This is a genomic window from Hydrogenivirga okinawensis (assembly GCF_055385515.1).
The window spans coordinates 1,712,966-1,726,417 of record NZ_AP042386.1 but is presented as its reverse complement, the minus strand read 5'-3'; the positions used below and the strand labels follow the sequence as shown (position 1 = coordinate 1,726,417).

At 50.5% G+C, this 13,452-nt stretch carries 17 protein-coding genes; 12 read left to right on the top strand and 5 right to left on the bottom strand.

Features of this window, described 5'->3' with window-relative positions; translation table 11 throughout:
• The first annotated feature begins 17 nt into the window (after positions 1–17).
• The 11 genes from ACZ483_RS09830 to ACZ483_RS09780 all read left to right on the top strand — a co-directional run bounded on the left by ACZ483_RS09830 (position 18) and on the right by ACZ483_RS09780 (position 11,333).
• Positions 18–740, top strand: a complete 723-nt coding sequence (locus ACZ483_RS09830) for a carbon monoxide dehydrogenase beta subunit family protein (RefSeq protein WP_464323998.1) — start codon at positions 18–20, stop codon at positions 738–740.
• Positions 741–759: 19 nt separating this feature from the next.
• Positions 760–1,929: a transketolase C-terminal domain-containing protein gene (locus ACZ483_RS09825; RefSeq protein WP_464323997.1), complete on the top strand. Its 1,170-nt coding sequence runs from the start codon at positions 760–762 to the stop codon at positions 1,927–1,929.
• Positions 1,930–1,951: 22 nt separating this feature from the next.
• Entirely contained in the window at positions 1,952–2,833 is an 882-nt protein-coding gene (locus ACZ483_RS09820; protein ID WP_464323996.1) for a thiamine pyrophosphate-dependent enzyme, read from the top strand.
• Entirely contained in the window at positions 2,830–3,519 is a 690-nt protein-coding gene (locus ACZ483_RS09815) for a 2-oxoacid:acceptor oxidoreductase family protein (protein WP_464323995.1), read from the top strand. Before ACZ483_RS09820 ends, ACZ483_RS09815 begins: the two co-directional genes overlap by 4 nt.
• Before the next feature lie 11 nt (positions 3,520–3,530).
• A complete protein-coding gene (locus ACZ483_RS09810; protein WP_464323994.1) occupies positions 3,531–3,755 on the top strand; it encodes a ferredoxin oxidoreductase in 225 nt (74 codons plus the stop codon).
• 76 nt (positions 3,756–3,831) lie between these two features.
• Entirely contained in the window at positions 3,832–4,137 is a 306-nt protein-coding gene (locus ACZ483_RS09805) for a hypothetical protein (protein ID WP_464323993.1), read from the top strand.
• Positions 4,137–5,048, top strand: coding sequence for a CobW family GTP-binding protein (locus ACZ483_RS09800; protein ID WP_464323992.1), 912 nt, complete (start codon positions 4,137–4,139; stop codon positions 5,046–5,048). Before ACZ483_RS09805 ends, ACZ483_RS09800 begins: the two co-directional genes overlap by 1 nt.
• A 25-nt stretch (positions 5,049–5,073) precedes the next feature.
• Positions 5,074–7,356, top strand: a complete 2,283-nt coding sequence (locus ACZ483_RS09795) for an NADH-quinone oxidoreductase subunit 5 family protein (protein ID WP_464323991.1) — start codon at positions 5,074–5,076, stop codon at positions 7,354–7,356.
• The gene (locus ACZ483_RS09790) at positions 7,347–10,370 is read left to right on the top strand and encodes a DUF2309 domain-containing protein (protein ID WP_464323990.1); all 3,024 of its coding nucleotides are present in this window, start codon (positions 7,347–7,349) and stop codon (positions 10,368–10,370) included. Before ACZ483_RS09795 ends, ACZ483_RS09790 begins: the two co-directional genes overlap by 10 nt.
• Complete coding sequence (locus tag ACZ483_RS09785; protein WP_464323989.1) at positions 10,367–10,693, top strand: DUF190 domain-containing protein; 327 nt, start codon at positions 10,367–10,369, stop codon at positions 10,691–10,693. Before ACZ483_RS09790 ends, ACZ483_RS09785 begins: the two co-directional genes overlap by 4 nt.
• Positions 10,674–11,333 (top strand): endonuclease, encoded by a 660-nt coding sequence (locus tag ACZ483_RS09780; RefSeq protein WP_464323988.1) that lies wholly within the window; start codon positions 10,674–10,676, stop codon positions 11,331–11,333. Before ACZ483_RS09785 ends, ACZ483_RS09780 begins: the two co-directional genes overlap by 20 nt.
• Here the strand turns inward: ACZ483_RS09780 and ACZ483_RS09775 are convergent.
• From ACZ483_RS09775 to ACZ483_RS09755, 5 genes are all read right to left on the bottom strand, one after another.
• On the bottom strand, positions 11,302–11,796 hold the full coding sequence (locus tag ACZ483_RS09775) for a 6-pyruvoyl trahydropterin synthase family protein (RefSeq protein WP_464323987.1): 495 nt from the start codon (positions 11,794–11,796) through the stop codon (positions 11,302–11,304). The two genes, ACZ483_RS09780 and ACZ483_RS09775, sit on opposite strands and share 32 nt — an antisense overlap.
• A complete protein-coding gene (locus tag ACZ483_RS09770; protein ID WP_464323986.1) occupies positions 11,793–12,032 on the bottom strand; it encodes a sulfurtransferase TusB in 240 nt (79 codons plus the stop codon). The genes ACZ483_RS09775 and ACZ483_RS09770 overlap by 4 nt, the downstream gene beginning before the upstream one ends.
• The gene (locus ACZ483_RS09765; RefSeq protein ID WP_464323985.1) at positions 12,026–12,367 is read right to left on the bottom strand and encodes a DsrE family protein; all 342 of its coding nucleotides are present in this window, start codon (positions 12,365–12,367) and stop codon (positions 12,026–12,028) included. Before ACZ483_RS09765 ends, ACZ483_RS09770 begins: the two co-directional genes overlap by 7 nt.
• Positions 12,368–12,575: 208 nt before the next feature.
• Positions 12,576–12,881, bottom strand: a complete 306-nt coding sequence (locus tag ACZ483_RS09760; RefSeq protein ID WP_464323984.1) for a DsrE family protein — start codon at positions 12,879–12,881, stop codon at positions 12,576–12,578.
• Positions 12,878–13,120, bottom strand: a complete 243-nt coding sequence (locus ACZ483_RS09755; protein ID WP_464323983.1) for a sulfurtransferase TusA family protein — start codon at positions 13,118–13,120, stop codon at positions 12,878–12,880. The genes ACZ483_RS09760 and ACZ483_RS09755 overlap by 4 nt, the downstream gene beginning before the upstream one ends.
• Before the next feature lie 22 nt (positions 13,121–13,142).
• Between ACZ483_RS09755 and ACZ483_RS09750 the strand changes: the two genes are divergently transcribed.
• The gene (locus ACZ483_RS09750) at positions 13,143–13,451 is read left to right on the top strand and encodes a hypothetical protein (RefSeq protein WP_464323982.1); all 309 of its coding nucleotides are present in this window, start codon (positions 13,143–13,145) and stop codon (positions 13,449–13,451) included.
• Position 13,452 lies beyond the last annotated feature (1 nt).

The window sequence follows — 13,452 nt, the reverse complement described above, 5'->3', positions numbered from 1 at the left end:
AGCGGAGGTCAAAAGTAATGGAAGAAGGAAAGAAGCTTATAGTCCCGGGACCGGAAGGTTATATACCCACCCCTGCAGCCTTCAGGGGTGTGGAGTTGCCCCCGCCGGGCAAAGCCCTCATGTACGGTGAGATAGTGGACGAAGAGACCGCCATGAGAGAGGCGGCGAAGGCTATGCTCACCCGCAAGAACCCCACCATATTCCCCGGACCGCTGGTTCTCTGGGGATGGAATGCGGGAGCTATGGAGAAGGCTAAGGCTGTTCTCGAGCTCGCCATGGAGATACCCAACTGCAGGATAATTCCCATGCCCGACTACAGACCCAAGTATCCCAAGATAGATCCTGAGGCGGAGATAAACCCCAACCACCCTAACCTGACCATTCTCCACAACAAGATAGAGGCGTGCATATTCGTGGGTGTTCACTGCCACTACGCGAACCTCTCCCTGAGAATGATAAGGGCAGGTACGAACTGCTTTACCATAGCCCTCTGTGCGGAGATGGGACACGAGGATGCGATGGTATCCCTCAGGGACGTCCATGCGGAAGAGATCAGGAAGTTCAGGGACGTTCTCGTCCAGGTGAGGAACGAGCTCGGGATAGAGTGGGAGCCTAAGCTTCCACCAGAGAACCCCTCCCTTCCCAAGGAGGACTGGACGAAGATATCTCCCCTGGACTTCGGAGAGTATGCAGCCTTACTTATGCCCAGAAGGGGTGAGATAGTTGAAGAAACTGAGTAATTAAGGAGGAGGTGTAGTTATGCCTGAGCAGAGAGTCGTTGAACCGGAGCATCTCCTTTTGGAAGCTCCGAGGGAGAGGAAGTTTATAACGGGATCGCAGGCTTTTGCTGAAGCTGTTAAGAGAGCGAACGTTGATATAGCGATAGCTTATCCCATAACTCCCCAGTCGGAGACGATGCACCTTGTCGGAGACCTTTACGCTCAAGGATACGTTAAGGACTACTACAGGGCAGAGGAAGAGTACGGAGCGATGTCCGCCATAGCTGGAGCGGTGAGAGGTGGAGCGAGAGCCTTCTCCGCCACCTCTGGACCGGGGCTGTTGAGAGGACTCGAGGCAATAGTCTCCTGGCCTGGACACAGGATACCGGCAGTTCTCGGGATAATGACGAGGGTCGTCAACGCGCCCCTCTCTATACAACCTGACAACGTTGAGATAGCCTACACCCTTCACTGCGGTGCTGTTGTCCTTCACGCGGAGAACCAGCAGGACGTATTTGACTTCACCTTGGCCGGTTTTCCGATCTCTGAGAAGGTGGACGTTTACCTTCCCGTGATCGTGGCAACGGAAGGATTCTTCGTTACCCACGCTAAGGGTTACGTTGAGCTTCCGCCCGAGGACATGAAGCTACCTCCGAGGGATCCTTACAAGGCGCCCGTTCCTCCTACGGACTGTGAAATTCCTCCGGCGAGGATCCAGAGGGACGCTCCGGTTCAGAAGTCCAACTTCATGAGCTACCTTATCCACGCTGTATGGCAGCAGGAGGTTTGGTCAGCCAACAGAAGGGCAATGAAGTGGATATACCACTACCTTGGAGGTCCTATAGAGGTTGTGAATCCTAACGCCGACGTCTTCATAGTAGCCTCAGGATGTGCAGCGGCACAGGGAAGGGAAGCTCAGAGGTATGCGGAGATGGAGGGTCTTAACGTCGGTCTCGTGAAGGTCAAATCCCTCAGACCCTTCCCCGAGAAGGAGATCAGGGAAGCTCTCAAGAAGGCAAAGGCGGTTATAGTTCCCGAACACAACATAGTGGGATGGCTCGCCAAGGAGGTCAAGGCGGTCATACCCAACAGCGGAATAGTTGTGGACGGACCGAGGGTCTACGGCGGAATGACCTTGCCTGTTGAGCTTATAATGGACGAGATCTATAAAGCTCTCGGCATTAAGAAGGAAAAGAAGACCGTTGTTTAAAATTAGTTAAAGGAGGTGTACCATGGGACTGGAATACGTAAAGATCTCACCGGGATTTGAAAAATACATGCCCAGAGATTACGTTGACTTGGTTCAGTTTGGTCAGTTCGGAAAGCAGGTAGACGTTATGCAACTCGGTCAGTTCAAGGAGCTGGTCGAGGAGCACCCGATGTGTGCGGGGTGTTACATGGCTTACTTCATAAGAGTCTTCTACGCTGCTCTTCCCAACCCTGAGGACACGATAGTCCTCGGAACCGCAGGATGTGCAAGGCTCGCCCTCTCTCAGGCGGCAGTTCCCTTCATCTACGGAAACTACGGAGATACCAACGCCGTCGCCTCTGGTCTTAAGAGGGCTCTCTCCATAAGGTTCCCTGACAAGGTCAAGGACGTCGTAGTCATAGCCGGTGACGGTGGACTTATGGACATAGGTTTCGGTATGACTATGCACTCCTGGTTCAGGAAAGAGAAGTTCACCACCATAATGGTGGACAACGAGGTTTACGGAAATACTGGAGGGCAGGAGAGCGGTATGTCTCCAAAGGGAATACAGCTTAAGATGGCTCCCAAGGGCAAGCAGTTCGATAAGATAAATGCCGTTGAGCTCGCCCAGACCGCAGGATGTGTCTACGTGGCAAAGATATCTCCTACGAACCCCAAGAGGATAGCCAAGACGATCAGAAGGGCGATCCTCGCCGCAAGGGAGTTTGGTCCCACCTTCATACACGCCTACACCTCCTGTAACATCGAGTACTCGATACCTACGAGAGAGGTCCTTGCGGACGCGAGGAAGAGGGAGAAGGAGGACTTTAAGTTCTACGAATGGATGACCGACGAGGTCAAGGAGTACCTCCAGGAGATAGAGAGGAAGGAGAAGGAAAGGGCTAAGCAGGAGGTCAAGTCATGAAGAGGTACAATATAAGGATCGCAGGTGTCGGTGGGCAGGGAGTCGTTACCTCCGCCCACATCCTCGGTAACGCTATGTCAGCTGCCGGTAAGTACGCTTCCCTCGTTCCCTTCTTCGGATCGGAGAAGAGGATGGCTCCCGTTGAGGCTTACGTCAGGGCTTCCGATCAGCCGATTTACGAGGTAGGAGAGGTCGTCTATCCCAACGTTATAATGATCTACCATCCGCAGGTCATAACCCACGGTAAGTCCTACACGATGCCCTTCTACACCGGACTGAAAGAGAAAGGAATGGTTATAATCAACTCCGACGTGGACATAATACCCGACGAAGACAAGAAGGTTCTCGAGGAACTCCAGGCGAAGATCTACTACATACCCGCTACCCAGATAGCGAGGGACATAGCGGGAACGGAGCTCGCCACCAACATGGCTATGATCGGAACCTTCTTCGGTATCACGAAGCTCGTTACACTGGAACACATTGAAAAGGCCCTCGTTGAGAGGTTCCTCGGGGGAACTTTCGTAGCCTCCGGTGGAACGACGGCTCTGGACAGTGCTATAGAGAAGAAGTTTAAGAAGAAGCAGGAACTCCTTGCTAAGAACATGGAGGTTATAAAGTACACGCTGAAGATGGCCGAAGAGAAGGGATGGGTGGAGGAGGAAGAGGAAAAGGTAGCCACCTGAGGAGGTTGTAAATGTACTTTGTAGCGGAGGTAAACGAAAAGGAGTGTGCCAAGTACAACTGCAAGCAGTGTGTCCTCTTCTGCCCTGAGCCTAACTGCCTGAACTACAAGGAGAGCGGTCATACCGCCTGGGTGTGGTACGACAGGTGCAAGGGTTGTGAGATCTGCGTTTACGTCTGTTCTGATCTGTTAAAGAGGCACTGCATTGAGATGGTCATGGTGAAGGCGGGCGAGTGATCCTCCCCGCCCTTTCTTTTGCTTAATACCGCAGGACTGGTATAACATATAAAGCAAAATCACCGGGAGGTATAGTATGGATAAAGAGGTTAGAGAAAAGTTTGAAAAGCTTGCGAAGGAGCTTAAGGATATGATGGTAAATCCGGACATAGATATCGAGGTATGCTTTAAGGACATCGAGGTGGGGGAGAACTGCTCGGTGAGGGAGATACCTTATGTCAAGGTAAAGTATATAACCGAGGAACACGACGTTCATGAGAAGGATATAGAGATAGCGGAGGATAACTGGAACAAGAGCGTTGAGGAACTCAAAGAGTACGTAACCTTTATGATAGAGCAGTTCATGGAGGAGATAGATAGCGTTGAGTACGGCGGCGAGTGATGACACCCGCCTTCGTTATAACGGGATTTTTAGGAAGCGGTAAAACCACCCTGCTTCTCAACTCCGCAAGGGAGCACTTCAAAGATAGGAAGGTCGCGGTCATAGTGAACGAGTTCGGTGAGGTGGGTGTGGATGGGAAGGTCCTACAGAACGCCTACTCCAAAGTTATGGAACTTCCCGAGGGCTGTATCTGCTGCACCCTCCACGCTGAGTTTGAAAAGGGGCTTGCGGAGATAAGAGAAAAGTACGATCCCGAAGTTCTCTTTGTGGAAACCTCCGGAGCCTCAGAACCCTTTCCTGTCATGATGAGCCTCCAGAACTTAGGATGCTCGATAGAGGCTGTTATCTGCGTCGTCGATTCAAAGAACTTCTCCAAGTATAAGGACAATCCCACAGCCCTCCACCAGATAGGTGGCTCCAACGTAGTTGTTCTCAACAAGGTAGATCTCATCAGTGAGGAGGAGGCTGAAAGGCTTGAGAGAGAAGTTAAGGATGTATGGGAGAAATACAGACTCAAGAACCTATTTACGGGGGAGGAGATATTTAGAAGGGTCGCTGTTTACAGGGCAGTTTACGGGAAGGTTCCCCCGGAGGTCTTCAGCGGATCCTACACTGTTAGGGAACTCATAAAGCTCTCCCATCATACACACGAGACCGGACTGATTCAAGAGGTGCTTCTGCTCGAGGATCCCGTGCTTTACGAAGAGCTGGAGAGGTTTATAAACTCACTTCCTGAGAGTGTGGTCAGGGCTAAGGGTATCGTCAGACTCGAAGGAAGTCCAAGCCCCGTGGTGGTGAACTACTCCTTCGGACTCTTCGAGATAAACGGTGAAGTTCCGGATTTTCAGGAGAGATCCTTTTTAGTTCTGATAGGTGAAGAGGGTCATAAAAAGATAACTCTCGATCAGTAGAATATTCCCAGCCACGGAGAGATCCATGGATAAGATGGTTCTCGGCATAGCTCTGCTTCCTATCCTCTCGGCTCTTTTAGTGCTTGTAATAAAGAGTGATAAAGCTTTCCCAAAGGTGAGCACTAACCTCACCCTTGTTAACTTCCTCCTGAGTCTTTCTCTGCTAATCTTTGGAAGGGGTGAAAGCCTAAGGATCGGTCCTGTAGAGCTATACACAGACAATCTCGGACTCCTCCTCGCCACCTACATACTCCTCGTTAGCTTAGTGGTTCACAAGTACTCCGAAAAGTACATGGCGGACGAGGAGGGTTACAGGAGATTTTACTTCTTACTCGATCTCATGACTGCCTGTCTCGTTCTTCTCGTGCTCTCCGCAAACCTCATACTCTTCGCCCTATTCTGGCATCTGATGGGTTTTATCCTTTACTATCTGCTCGCTCAGAATTTAAAGAGGAAGGAGGCGGTCAAATACGCCAACCTTACCTTCTTCACCCACAGGCTCGCCGATATACCCCTGCTGCTTGCCGTCATCCTTCTATACAGGGAGTTCGGAACCTTTAGCATGATCGAGATATTCGAGAGAGCTCTCCGGGAAAGTTCGGAAACGCTCCCGATGGTTACGCTCCTCCTTACTCTGAGCGGTATGCTCAAGTCTGCCCAGTTCCTCTTCCACCACTGGATAGTCTATACGATGGAGGGACCGACCCCTGTCTCAGCCCTGATGCACGCGGGTATAGTGAACGCGGGTGCCTTTCTGGTAAATAGGTTTGCACCCCTCTACGTTCACGACCAGCTTGGTCTCCAGCTCGCTTTCATAGCGGGATCTGTAACAGCTGTCGTCGGCTCCGTTCTTATGCTTCTTCAGAGCGATATAAAGAAGTCCCTGGGCTACTCCACCGTTGGGCAGATGGGATACATGGTGATGGAGCTCGGTGTGGGAGCATTCGCCCTGGCGGTCTACCACATGATGGCTCACGGGATATTCAAGGCTACCCTGTTCCTCTACTCAGGGAACATAATCCGCTCGGCAAGGCACGACCCAAACATACCTGAAGATGAGGTCTATATGGCTCTTAAAAAGAGGGAGGAGATAGCCCGGAAGGTCCCTTGGGTGGTCTACGGTGTCATCACCATAGCTGTGCCTCTGCTTTTAGTCTTCTTCTCCCACTACGTTGTCGAGGAAAGACTTATGGAATATAAAACCTCCCTGGTCCTCCTCTTCTTCGGGTGGGTAACGGCGGCTCAGGTTCTTATAAGCGTCTTCAGGCTCGGGAGGGAGAGACCGCTGCTCACCGCTCTCATGGCTATCCTCTCTCTTACTATCGTCCTGATGGGATACGTCATAATCGGACACAGCCTCCAGAAGTTCCTGTATCCTCAGCAGTGGCTTACCGAGAGAATATACGAGATCGCCTTCACATCGTGGGAGATCTTTCTCTTGGAGATCATATTCATGGTACTCGTGATAGGTGTTGGATGGCTCTTCATTTACAACGCGAGCAGGGAAAGGTACCTGCCCCTTTACATAAACCTTTACACCCACTTCTCAAGGGAACTTTACATTCACGACGTTTACGATATCCTTAAAGGTCTATTCCTCAGAGCTGTAAACTCCCTCTCGAGGTTCTCCCTGCTTCCCGCCACCGCCGGAGGATTCGTCCTCTTTGCCGTCGGAGTTCCCGATTTAAAGGACGTCTTTCTGATCATATCCGCCCTATTCCTTCCCCTCTTCCCCTTAAGCCTGATAACCTCCAGATTACTCCACAGGTTCGGTCTCCCCCTGTACATAGTGTTCCCGATCGCCGGCTATCTTCTTCTCATTGAGATCTACGAACCTCCAGAGGTGGTAATGGTTCTCGCCGCGTTCACTTTCCTCTTTCACTCCCTGAGGCTGTTTACCGCAAGGAACTTCAGAACCCTGGGATCGGAGCTCTACTGCACGCTCCTTCCTCTACTTTACCTGTCGCAGGATCTCTACCTTCTATCGATAGTTGTCCTCCCATTGATCTTCAGACTCCTCGGAATATTCTTAGAGAGAACCTTGCATACAGGAGAGATAACCTACATAAGAGGTCTCGTAGCGGAAACTCCTACCTTTTCTATTCTCCTCTCCCTCGTGCTTCTCCTCTCCTACACACTTCCACTGATTATCTTCTCCTCCTTGGAAGGCATGACACTCCTTTTACTCACAGCGGGAACGTTCCTCCTCAGTGTAGCTCTCCTTACCAACACCGGTCGGGTTCTCTGGGGTGAGCCAGACAGAAGGTTCGAGTACAGGGACCTACTCGGAGGTGGCAGATGGACTTAGGGAGGAAGCTCTGGATAAGGTCTCTCATAAACGTATCTGCCGAGCCTATACCTTACTTTTGGCCCATGAGAACGTTCGTTCACCACAATCCCCTCCACGAGCTCGAGGAACTATCCTTCTGGGAGGCGGTAAAGGAGGGGGAGAGGATATTCGGAGGAAAGGGTTTCCTGAACAGGGAGGGATACCAACACCTGATGGAGAGAGGAAAGATAAGAGAGGAGTTTTTGAGAAAGAGGATAGAGGAGTTTCTCAAAGCGGAGGGACTGCAGGTTGAGGGTCTGGACACCGCCGAGCTCGTTCTGAGGTTGATGACCGATAGAAGGGATCTAAAACCTAAGCTGAACAGGACCAAGGAGGATATACCTGAAAATCTTGTAGAGGCTGTTTCTGAGAAGTTCGAAGAAAACCCTGAGGAGGAGATGGAAAGACTCCTATCCTCTATAGGGAAAGAACGCACCATCTACGAGGTTATAGACGAGCTAACAGGGCTCGAACTCTCTCCTCTCATAGACGACCTCGTTGTTAGGAGCGTCATCGGTTTCCTCGACGAGGGGCAGGCTGCGATCGCCATGCCCAAAAGAGAGCTCGGTCTATTCAGGGCTTGGAAGGAGCTCGCAAAGCACAACGTGAGATTCCTCCTCAGGGCAGGAGTGGGTTTCTGGAAACTTGTCCAGAGATTTGAGGAGCCCGAAGAGGCTGTGGAATACGTACTCAAGGATCTGAAGATCCCAGAGGAACTCTGGAGCGATTACGTTACGAGGGAGCTGGCGAAGCTAAAGGGAACGGTTGGTTTCATAAGATGGAGACAGCATAACAGGGACTACTTCTGGCAGAAGAGGTATCCTGCCGACGTGGTGGACTACGCCGCTGTCAGGCTCACAATCGTGAGAGCTGTCCTGAGCTCGAGAGCAAAGAGGATCCCCTTCGGTGCGGACTACGAGTGTCTGAGTAAGTTCCTGAGAGAAAGGAGAGAAAAGGCTTACCTCATGAGGGAGTACTTCTCGAGCAGGGCTATTCCCAAGTACGTCGAGAGACTTCCCGACTACTTCTCCAGACCAGAAGATATACTGCAAAGGTACATAAAGGAGAAAGCCCTCTGGATATCTAAGGTGTTCTTGAGCTTCCTTTCTGAATGGCTCTCCCTTCTGGGAAAGGACCTCAGAGAACTCGAAGAGTCTCAAATCATACAGCTCATAAGACTTTACAGAAAACTCGAGGGTGCGGAGGGTGCCGTATGGCTAAAGGCTATGGAGGATACCCTTCTCGAGGATCTCATCTCAAAGGTGAGGTTCAAAGGGAAAGAACGGAGGGAGAAGATCGCTCAAGCACTCTTCTGCATAGACGTCAGGTCAGAGAGGTTCAGAAGGAACCTTGAGGCACTCGGAGGCTATGAGACCTTCGGTATAGCCGGCTTCTTCGGAGTTCCCATGGCTTTCGTCGAGCTTGAGAAGGGACACGAGGAGTTCCTCTGCCCCGTTCTAATAAGACCGAGAAACATCGTCCTCGAACTACCTGTAAGGAAAGAGCTATCTACCCACCCTAAGGGAGCCTTGGAGGAGGTCTTCCACGACCTTAAGGAGAACATAGTTACGCCCTTTGTTACCGTGGAAGCCGTAGGCTTTCTATTCGGATTCGACTTCTTAGGTAAGACCTTCATACCCTCGAGCTACACAAAGGCGAGAGAAAAGGTGCTCGGTTCAAGACCTCCGACCAAACTCCTTCTCGAAAGGCTTGGAGACAGGGAGATAGAGGAGGTGGTAAGGTCCATCTTGAACAGAACAGTAAGAATTGCCGTGGAGAGGGAACTGGGAATGCGGGTAGACTTAAAATTGATTGAGGAAATTCTGAAGGTCGCCTTAGACAACGGCGATCTATGTAGATCACTGAACCTGAATGAAGATGAGCAGAGGGAGTTCTTCAGGAAGCTCAGGGAAGAGTACGGAGTGGAGAGGGGAACAGTAGACTTAATGAAGGAAAAGTTAAAACACATCGGATTTTCCTTAGAGGAGCAGGCTACTCTGATAGCCACCGCTCTGAGGTCGATAGGTCTCGTCGAAGACTTTGCCCCGGTGGTGCTCGTACTGGGACACGGTAGCAGGTCGGAGAACAACCCTTACGAGTCCGCCCTCGACTGCGGAGCCTGCGGTGGCGCTTCGGGTATCCACAACGCCAGAGCCTTCTGTTTAATGGCAAACGATCCTAAGGTCAGGAACCTCTTGAGGGAAAGATTTGGTATATCAATCCCCGAAGATACATACTTCGTTCCGGGGATCCACAACACTACCACCGACGAGGTGAAGCTCCACGATCTTGAACTCCTCCCTCCCAAGGTTATTCCGATCATAGAACGCATAGAGGACGATCTAAAGAGGGCTGGGGAGACCACAGCCATCGAGAGGGCTGAGGAGCTTGGAGTTGAGCCCTCATACAGCAGAGTGGAGGAGAACGCCTACGACTGGTCCCAGGTTCGTCCCGAGTGGGGTCTTTCGGGGAATTACGCTTTCGTCATAGGGAGGAGGGAGATAACGGAGGGCATTAACCTCGATGGGAAGGTGTTCCTCCACTCCTACGATTACAAGGTCGATCCCAAGGGTTTCCTCCTGGAGAATATCCTCTCAGGACCCTTAGTAGTAGGACAGTGGATAAACATGGAACACTACTTCTCTACGACGGACAACGAAGTTTACGGGAGCGGTAGCAAGGTTTACCACAACGTTGCCGGCAGGATAGGAGTTATGACGGGGAACTTGAGCGACCTCAGAACGGGACTACCCTCTCAGACTGTTATGAGGAAGGGGAAGCCTCACCATGCTCCTGTCAGGTTAATAGTCCTCATAGAAGCTCCTTTGGAGTTCGTTCGCAAGATCGTTGGAAGGGTTCATAAGATCAGGGAGCTCCTCAACAAGGAGTGGATAAACATGGCCGTTCTCGATCCCGAGAAAAATACCACTTACAGATTCGTGGACGGAGAGTGGATAGAGATAGAGAGAGTTTCCGAGGAGGTTAGGGCATGAAGGACCTGAAGCTATATCCCATGAAGAAGGTGGAGATAATCGTTCGGGGGGAGGATATCGACTTCGTTATCGATCTCTTAGAGAGGGCGGGTATAAGCGGTTATACCATAGTCCACAACCTCTCGGGTAAGGGAAGTCATGGATTCCACGAAGGACATCTACTCTTCAACGAGGAGGATACCCTCGTTATGGTTATCTCGGTCATGCCCGAGGAGAAAGCCCTCTCTATCCTGGAGGGTCTCACACCCTTCTTGAACAAGCACTCTGGAGTGGTTTTCGTATCCGACACAATGGTGAGCAGGCTTGAGAAGTTTAAGAGATAAGCTCCTTAAGGTTTTCGACCTGCTACTTGAAGCTTACGGAGAGCAGAGATGGTGGCCTGTCGATAAGGATTACCATAAAATTGAAGGGAGTGACCCGCGGGAGGAGATAGTCATCGGTGCTGTTCTTACTCAGAACACCTCTTGGAAGAACGTAGAGAAGGCCCTCGAGAACCTTAAGAGGGAGAGATCCCTTTCCCTGAAAAAGATAAAAGGCATGTCCTTAGAAAAGCTGGAGAAGTTAATTAGACCCACCGGTTACTACAGACAGAAGGCGGTTTATCTTAAGGAGGTTGCGAAGAGGCTCGATCCTGTATCTAAGGTGGAAAGCGTTAGCAGGGAGGAATTACTGGGTATAAAAGGTGTAGGCAGAGAGACGGCGGATGCTATACTCCTTTACGCCGGTGGAAGACCTTACTTCGTTATAGACACTTACACTAAGAGGATAGTTAAGAGGATCCTCGATGTGGAGGGGAACTACGAAGAGCTCAGGAAGCTCTTTGAGGATAACCTGCCAAGGGACGTGGAGCTTTATAAAGAGTTCCATGCTCTGCTGGACGAGCATGCCAAGAGGTTCTGTAGGAAAGCTCCCTCGTGCGAGGGCTGTCCGCTTATTCAGGTTTGTACTCAGCCTTCGAGGTAGCAGTTTCCCAGAGGACGACCTTGATCACCTGCACTTCACCTAAGAGCCTCGCCTCCTTGAGTCTTTCGGTGAGAAAGTCGTAGAAGAATTTGGCGAGAGCCTCAGCGGTCGGGCAGAAGTCCACGGGAAAGATCTTCATAGCTCCGTACTTTTCGGCAATCTCCCTTAGCTCCTTGAACATGGGATCGTTCCTGTCAATGATGAAGCTGTGGTCTATAGTGTCTATGAGCTCCTTTAAGGCGTTCTTTATGTGGTAGAAGTCCATGACCATGTCCTGCTCGCTCAGGGTGTTAGAACCAACGGTAACCTCTAGAACGTAGCTGTGCCCGTGGAGGTTTACACACTTGTTCTGGGGAACCTCCACGCTTCTTGTAAATTCGGCACCCCGTCCGTAGGTGAGGTTCTGCTTCCATACTCTGTGCCCTGCCTCAAACCTGAAGGTCTTAGATATCTCCCACTTCACCAGACTATCACCCTCTCAGCCTTCTCTATCAGATCTACGATCTCGTCGTAGCTTTTCATTATATCCTCGGGTACTTTTAACCCGCGGGCTATCGCATCCTCCCTACACACGTACCAGCCCTTCCTCGTAGGCCACCTCAGAACTCCGTCCTGAATGAGCACCACTATGTCGTTATCAGACAGAAGTTCGGAGGAAAAATCACCAAGTTTCCTTACGAGCCAGAGGGTATTCACCATACGAAGACTGCCTCCGCAGAGTTTATGATCTCACTAATCTCCTCGGCAGACCCCAGCTCTACTTCCCTGATAAAGTCGCTCTCCTTTAAGCCCCTCTCCTGCACCGAAGCGTCTTCCGCTATGAGCCTTATATTAACGAAGTCCAGGGTCTCGTAAAACTTCTCAAAGCTTTCGACCCCGAGATCCTCGGGAGACCACTTCGTGAGGGTGTAAACCCCGTCCCTTATGAACACGAAGGTGAGCTCATGGTTCATTCCGACCGCTATCGCCACCCTTAGAGCCTCGTGAGCCTTCCAAGAGAAGGGATCTCCTTTAAGGATGAAAACGGTCTTCATGGTTTTGTCTTCTCCTCCGGTTTTTCAGTTCCGGAAAGTAGTATTCAAGTACAAGATCGTAGTTCATTCCTTAAACCTCCTGCCATATAAGTAAGATAGCACCATCGCAAGTAAGGTGAAAAAGGAAGATACATATCTACCGATAGAAATCCCTTCAGTTATATCAACCAGGGCTTTAGAACTCTCCGCCTTCCCTCTGTTCATAACCTCAGTTGAACACTATAACCTTGTCGAACTCTCCCATCATGCGGGAGAGGTTATAAGTCGAACTACTCTCAGCCCACGGTGGTTGATTTCCCACTCCCCTCTGATGGGCAGAGTGAGCACAGAAGTATATCTTCGCCCCGTAATCTATCAGTTCCTTGGCGTCCGGTCTGAGGAGGTAGTAGACGCCGTTCCCAGAGAGAAATATGGATACCTCATGTTTTCTCTCGGAGAACTTTTTTACGAGGTTTGCGATCGTGCTGTAGTCCTTGGCAAAGGGTACACTGGTTATCACAAGCAGGATCTTCATTTCCTCTTTCTTACCAGTATCTCCCAGAGATTTTCCCCTATTTTATTAACAGCTATGACCTCCTGACCCTCCTCTCTCATACTCTTAGGGACGTTCTCAGCCGAAGGTTCGTAGTCTATCAGCACCCTGAGAACCTCTCCTTCACTCATCTGTTCAAGTACCAACTTGCTTTTAACAAAGGTAAAGGGGCAGACCTCACCCCTGATGTCCAGTTCCTTGTCAACCTTAACTTCCTGCATAGTTATAAAATTATAGTTAGCTATGCGTGAATGGGCAAAGGGAGTTGCTAAGGAGGTTACCTTAGAACTTGTTTACGAAGTAATGGACGAAAGAACGAAGGATATTTACGATAAGCTTGAGAAAATGGAGGCGAAGATAGACAAGCTCGATATACAAAGACAAGAAGACTTCAGATACCTGAACCAGAAGACAGATACTCAAATAGGGCAACCGAGGCAGGGAATAGGAGAGCGGAGACAAGAGACTGGACAGCTTAGGCAGGAGATGGATAGAATTAACCAGAGGCTTGACACCACAATGCAAGATCTCATGGATATCGTGAGGAAGTGAA

Bases quoted from the DNA above. Each gene is read 5' to 3' on its own strand.
- ACZ483_RS09830 (WP_464323998.1), top strand. From the start codon at position 18: ATGGAAGAAGGAAAGAAGCTTATAGTCCCGGGACCGGAAGGTTATATA.
- ACZ483_RS09825 (WP_464323997.1), top strand. From the start codon at position 760: ATGCCTGAGCAGAGAGTCGTTGAACCGGAGCATCTCCTTTTGGAAGCT.
- ACZ483_RS09820 (WP_464323996.1), top strand. From the start codon at position 1,952: ATGGGACTGGAATACGTAAAGATCTCACCGGGATTTGAAAAATACATG.
- ACZ483_RS09815 (WP_464323995.1), top strand. From the start codon at position 2,830: ATGAAGAGGTACAATATAAGGATCGCAGGTGTCGGTGGGCAGGGAGTC.
- ACZ483_RS09810 (WP_464323994.1), top strand. From the start codon at position 3,531: ATGTACTTTGTAGCGGAGGTAAACGAAAAGGAGTGTGCCAAGTACAAC.
- ACZ483_RS09805 (WP_464323993.1), top strand. From the start codon at position 3,832: ATGGATAAAGAGGTTAGAGAAAAGTTTGAAAAGCTTGCGAAGGAGCTT.
- ACZ483_RS09800 (WP_464323992.1), top strand. From the start codon at position 4,137: ATGACACCCGCCTTCGTTATAACGGGATTTTTAGGAAGCGGTAAAACC.
- ACZ483_RS09795 (WP_464323991.1), top strand. From the start codon at position 5,074: ATGGATAAGATGGTTCTCGGCATAGCTCTGCTTCCTATCCTCTCGGCT.
- ACZ483_RS09790 (WP_464323990.1), top strand. From the start codon at position 7,347: ATGGACTTAGGGAGGAAGCTCTGGATAAGGTCTCTCATAAACGTATCT.
- ACZ483_RS09785 (WP_464323989.1), top strand. From the start codon at position 10,367: ATGAAGGACCTGAAGCTATATCCCATGAAGAAGGTGGAGATAATCGTT.
- ACZ483_RS09770 (WP_464323986.1), bottom strand. From the start codon at position 12,032: ATGGTGAATACCCTCTGGCTCGTAAGGAAACTTGGTGATTTTTCCTCC.
- ACZ483_RS09765 (WP_464323985.1), bottom strand. From the start codon at position 12,367: ATGAAGACCGTTTTCATCCTTAAAGGAGATCCCTTCTCTTGGAAGGCT.
- ACZ483_RS09760 (WP_464323984.1), bottom strand. From the start codon at position 12,881: ATGAAGATCCTGCTTGTGATAACCAGTGTACCCTTTGCCAAGGACTAC.
- ACZ483_RS09755 (WP_464323983.1), bottom strand. From the start codon at position 13,120: ATGCAGGAAGTTAAGGTTGACAAGGAACTGGACATCAGGGGTGAGGTC.
- ACZ483_RS09750 (WP_464323982.1), top strand. From the start codon at position 13,143: ATGCGTGAATGGGCAAAGGGAGTTGCTAAGGAGGTTACCTTAGAACTT.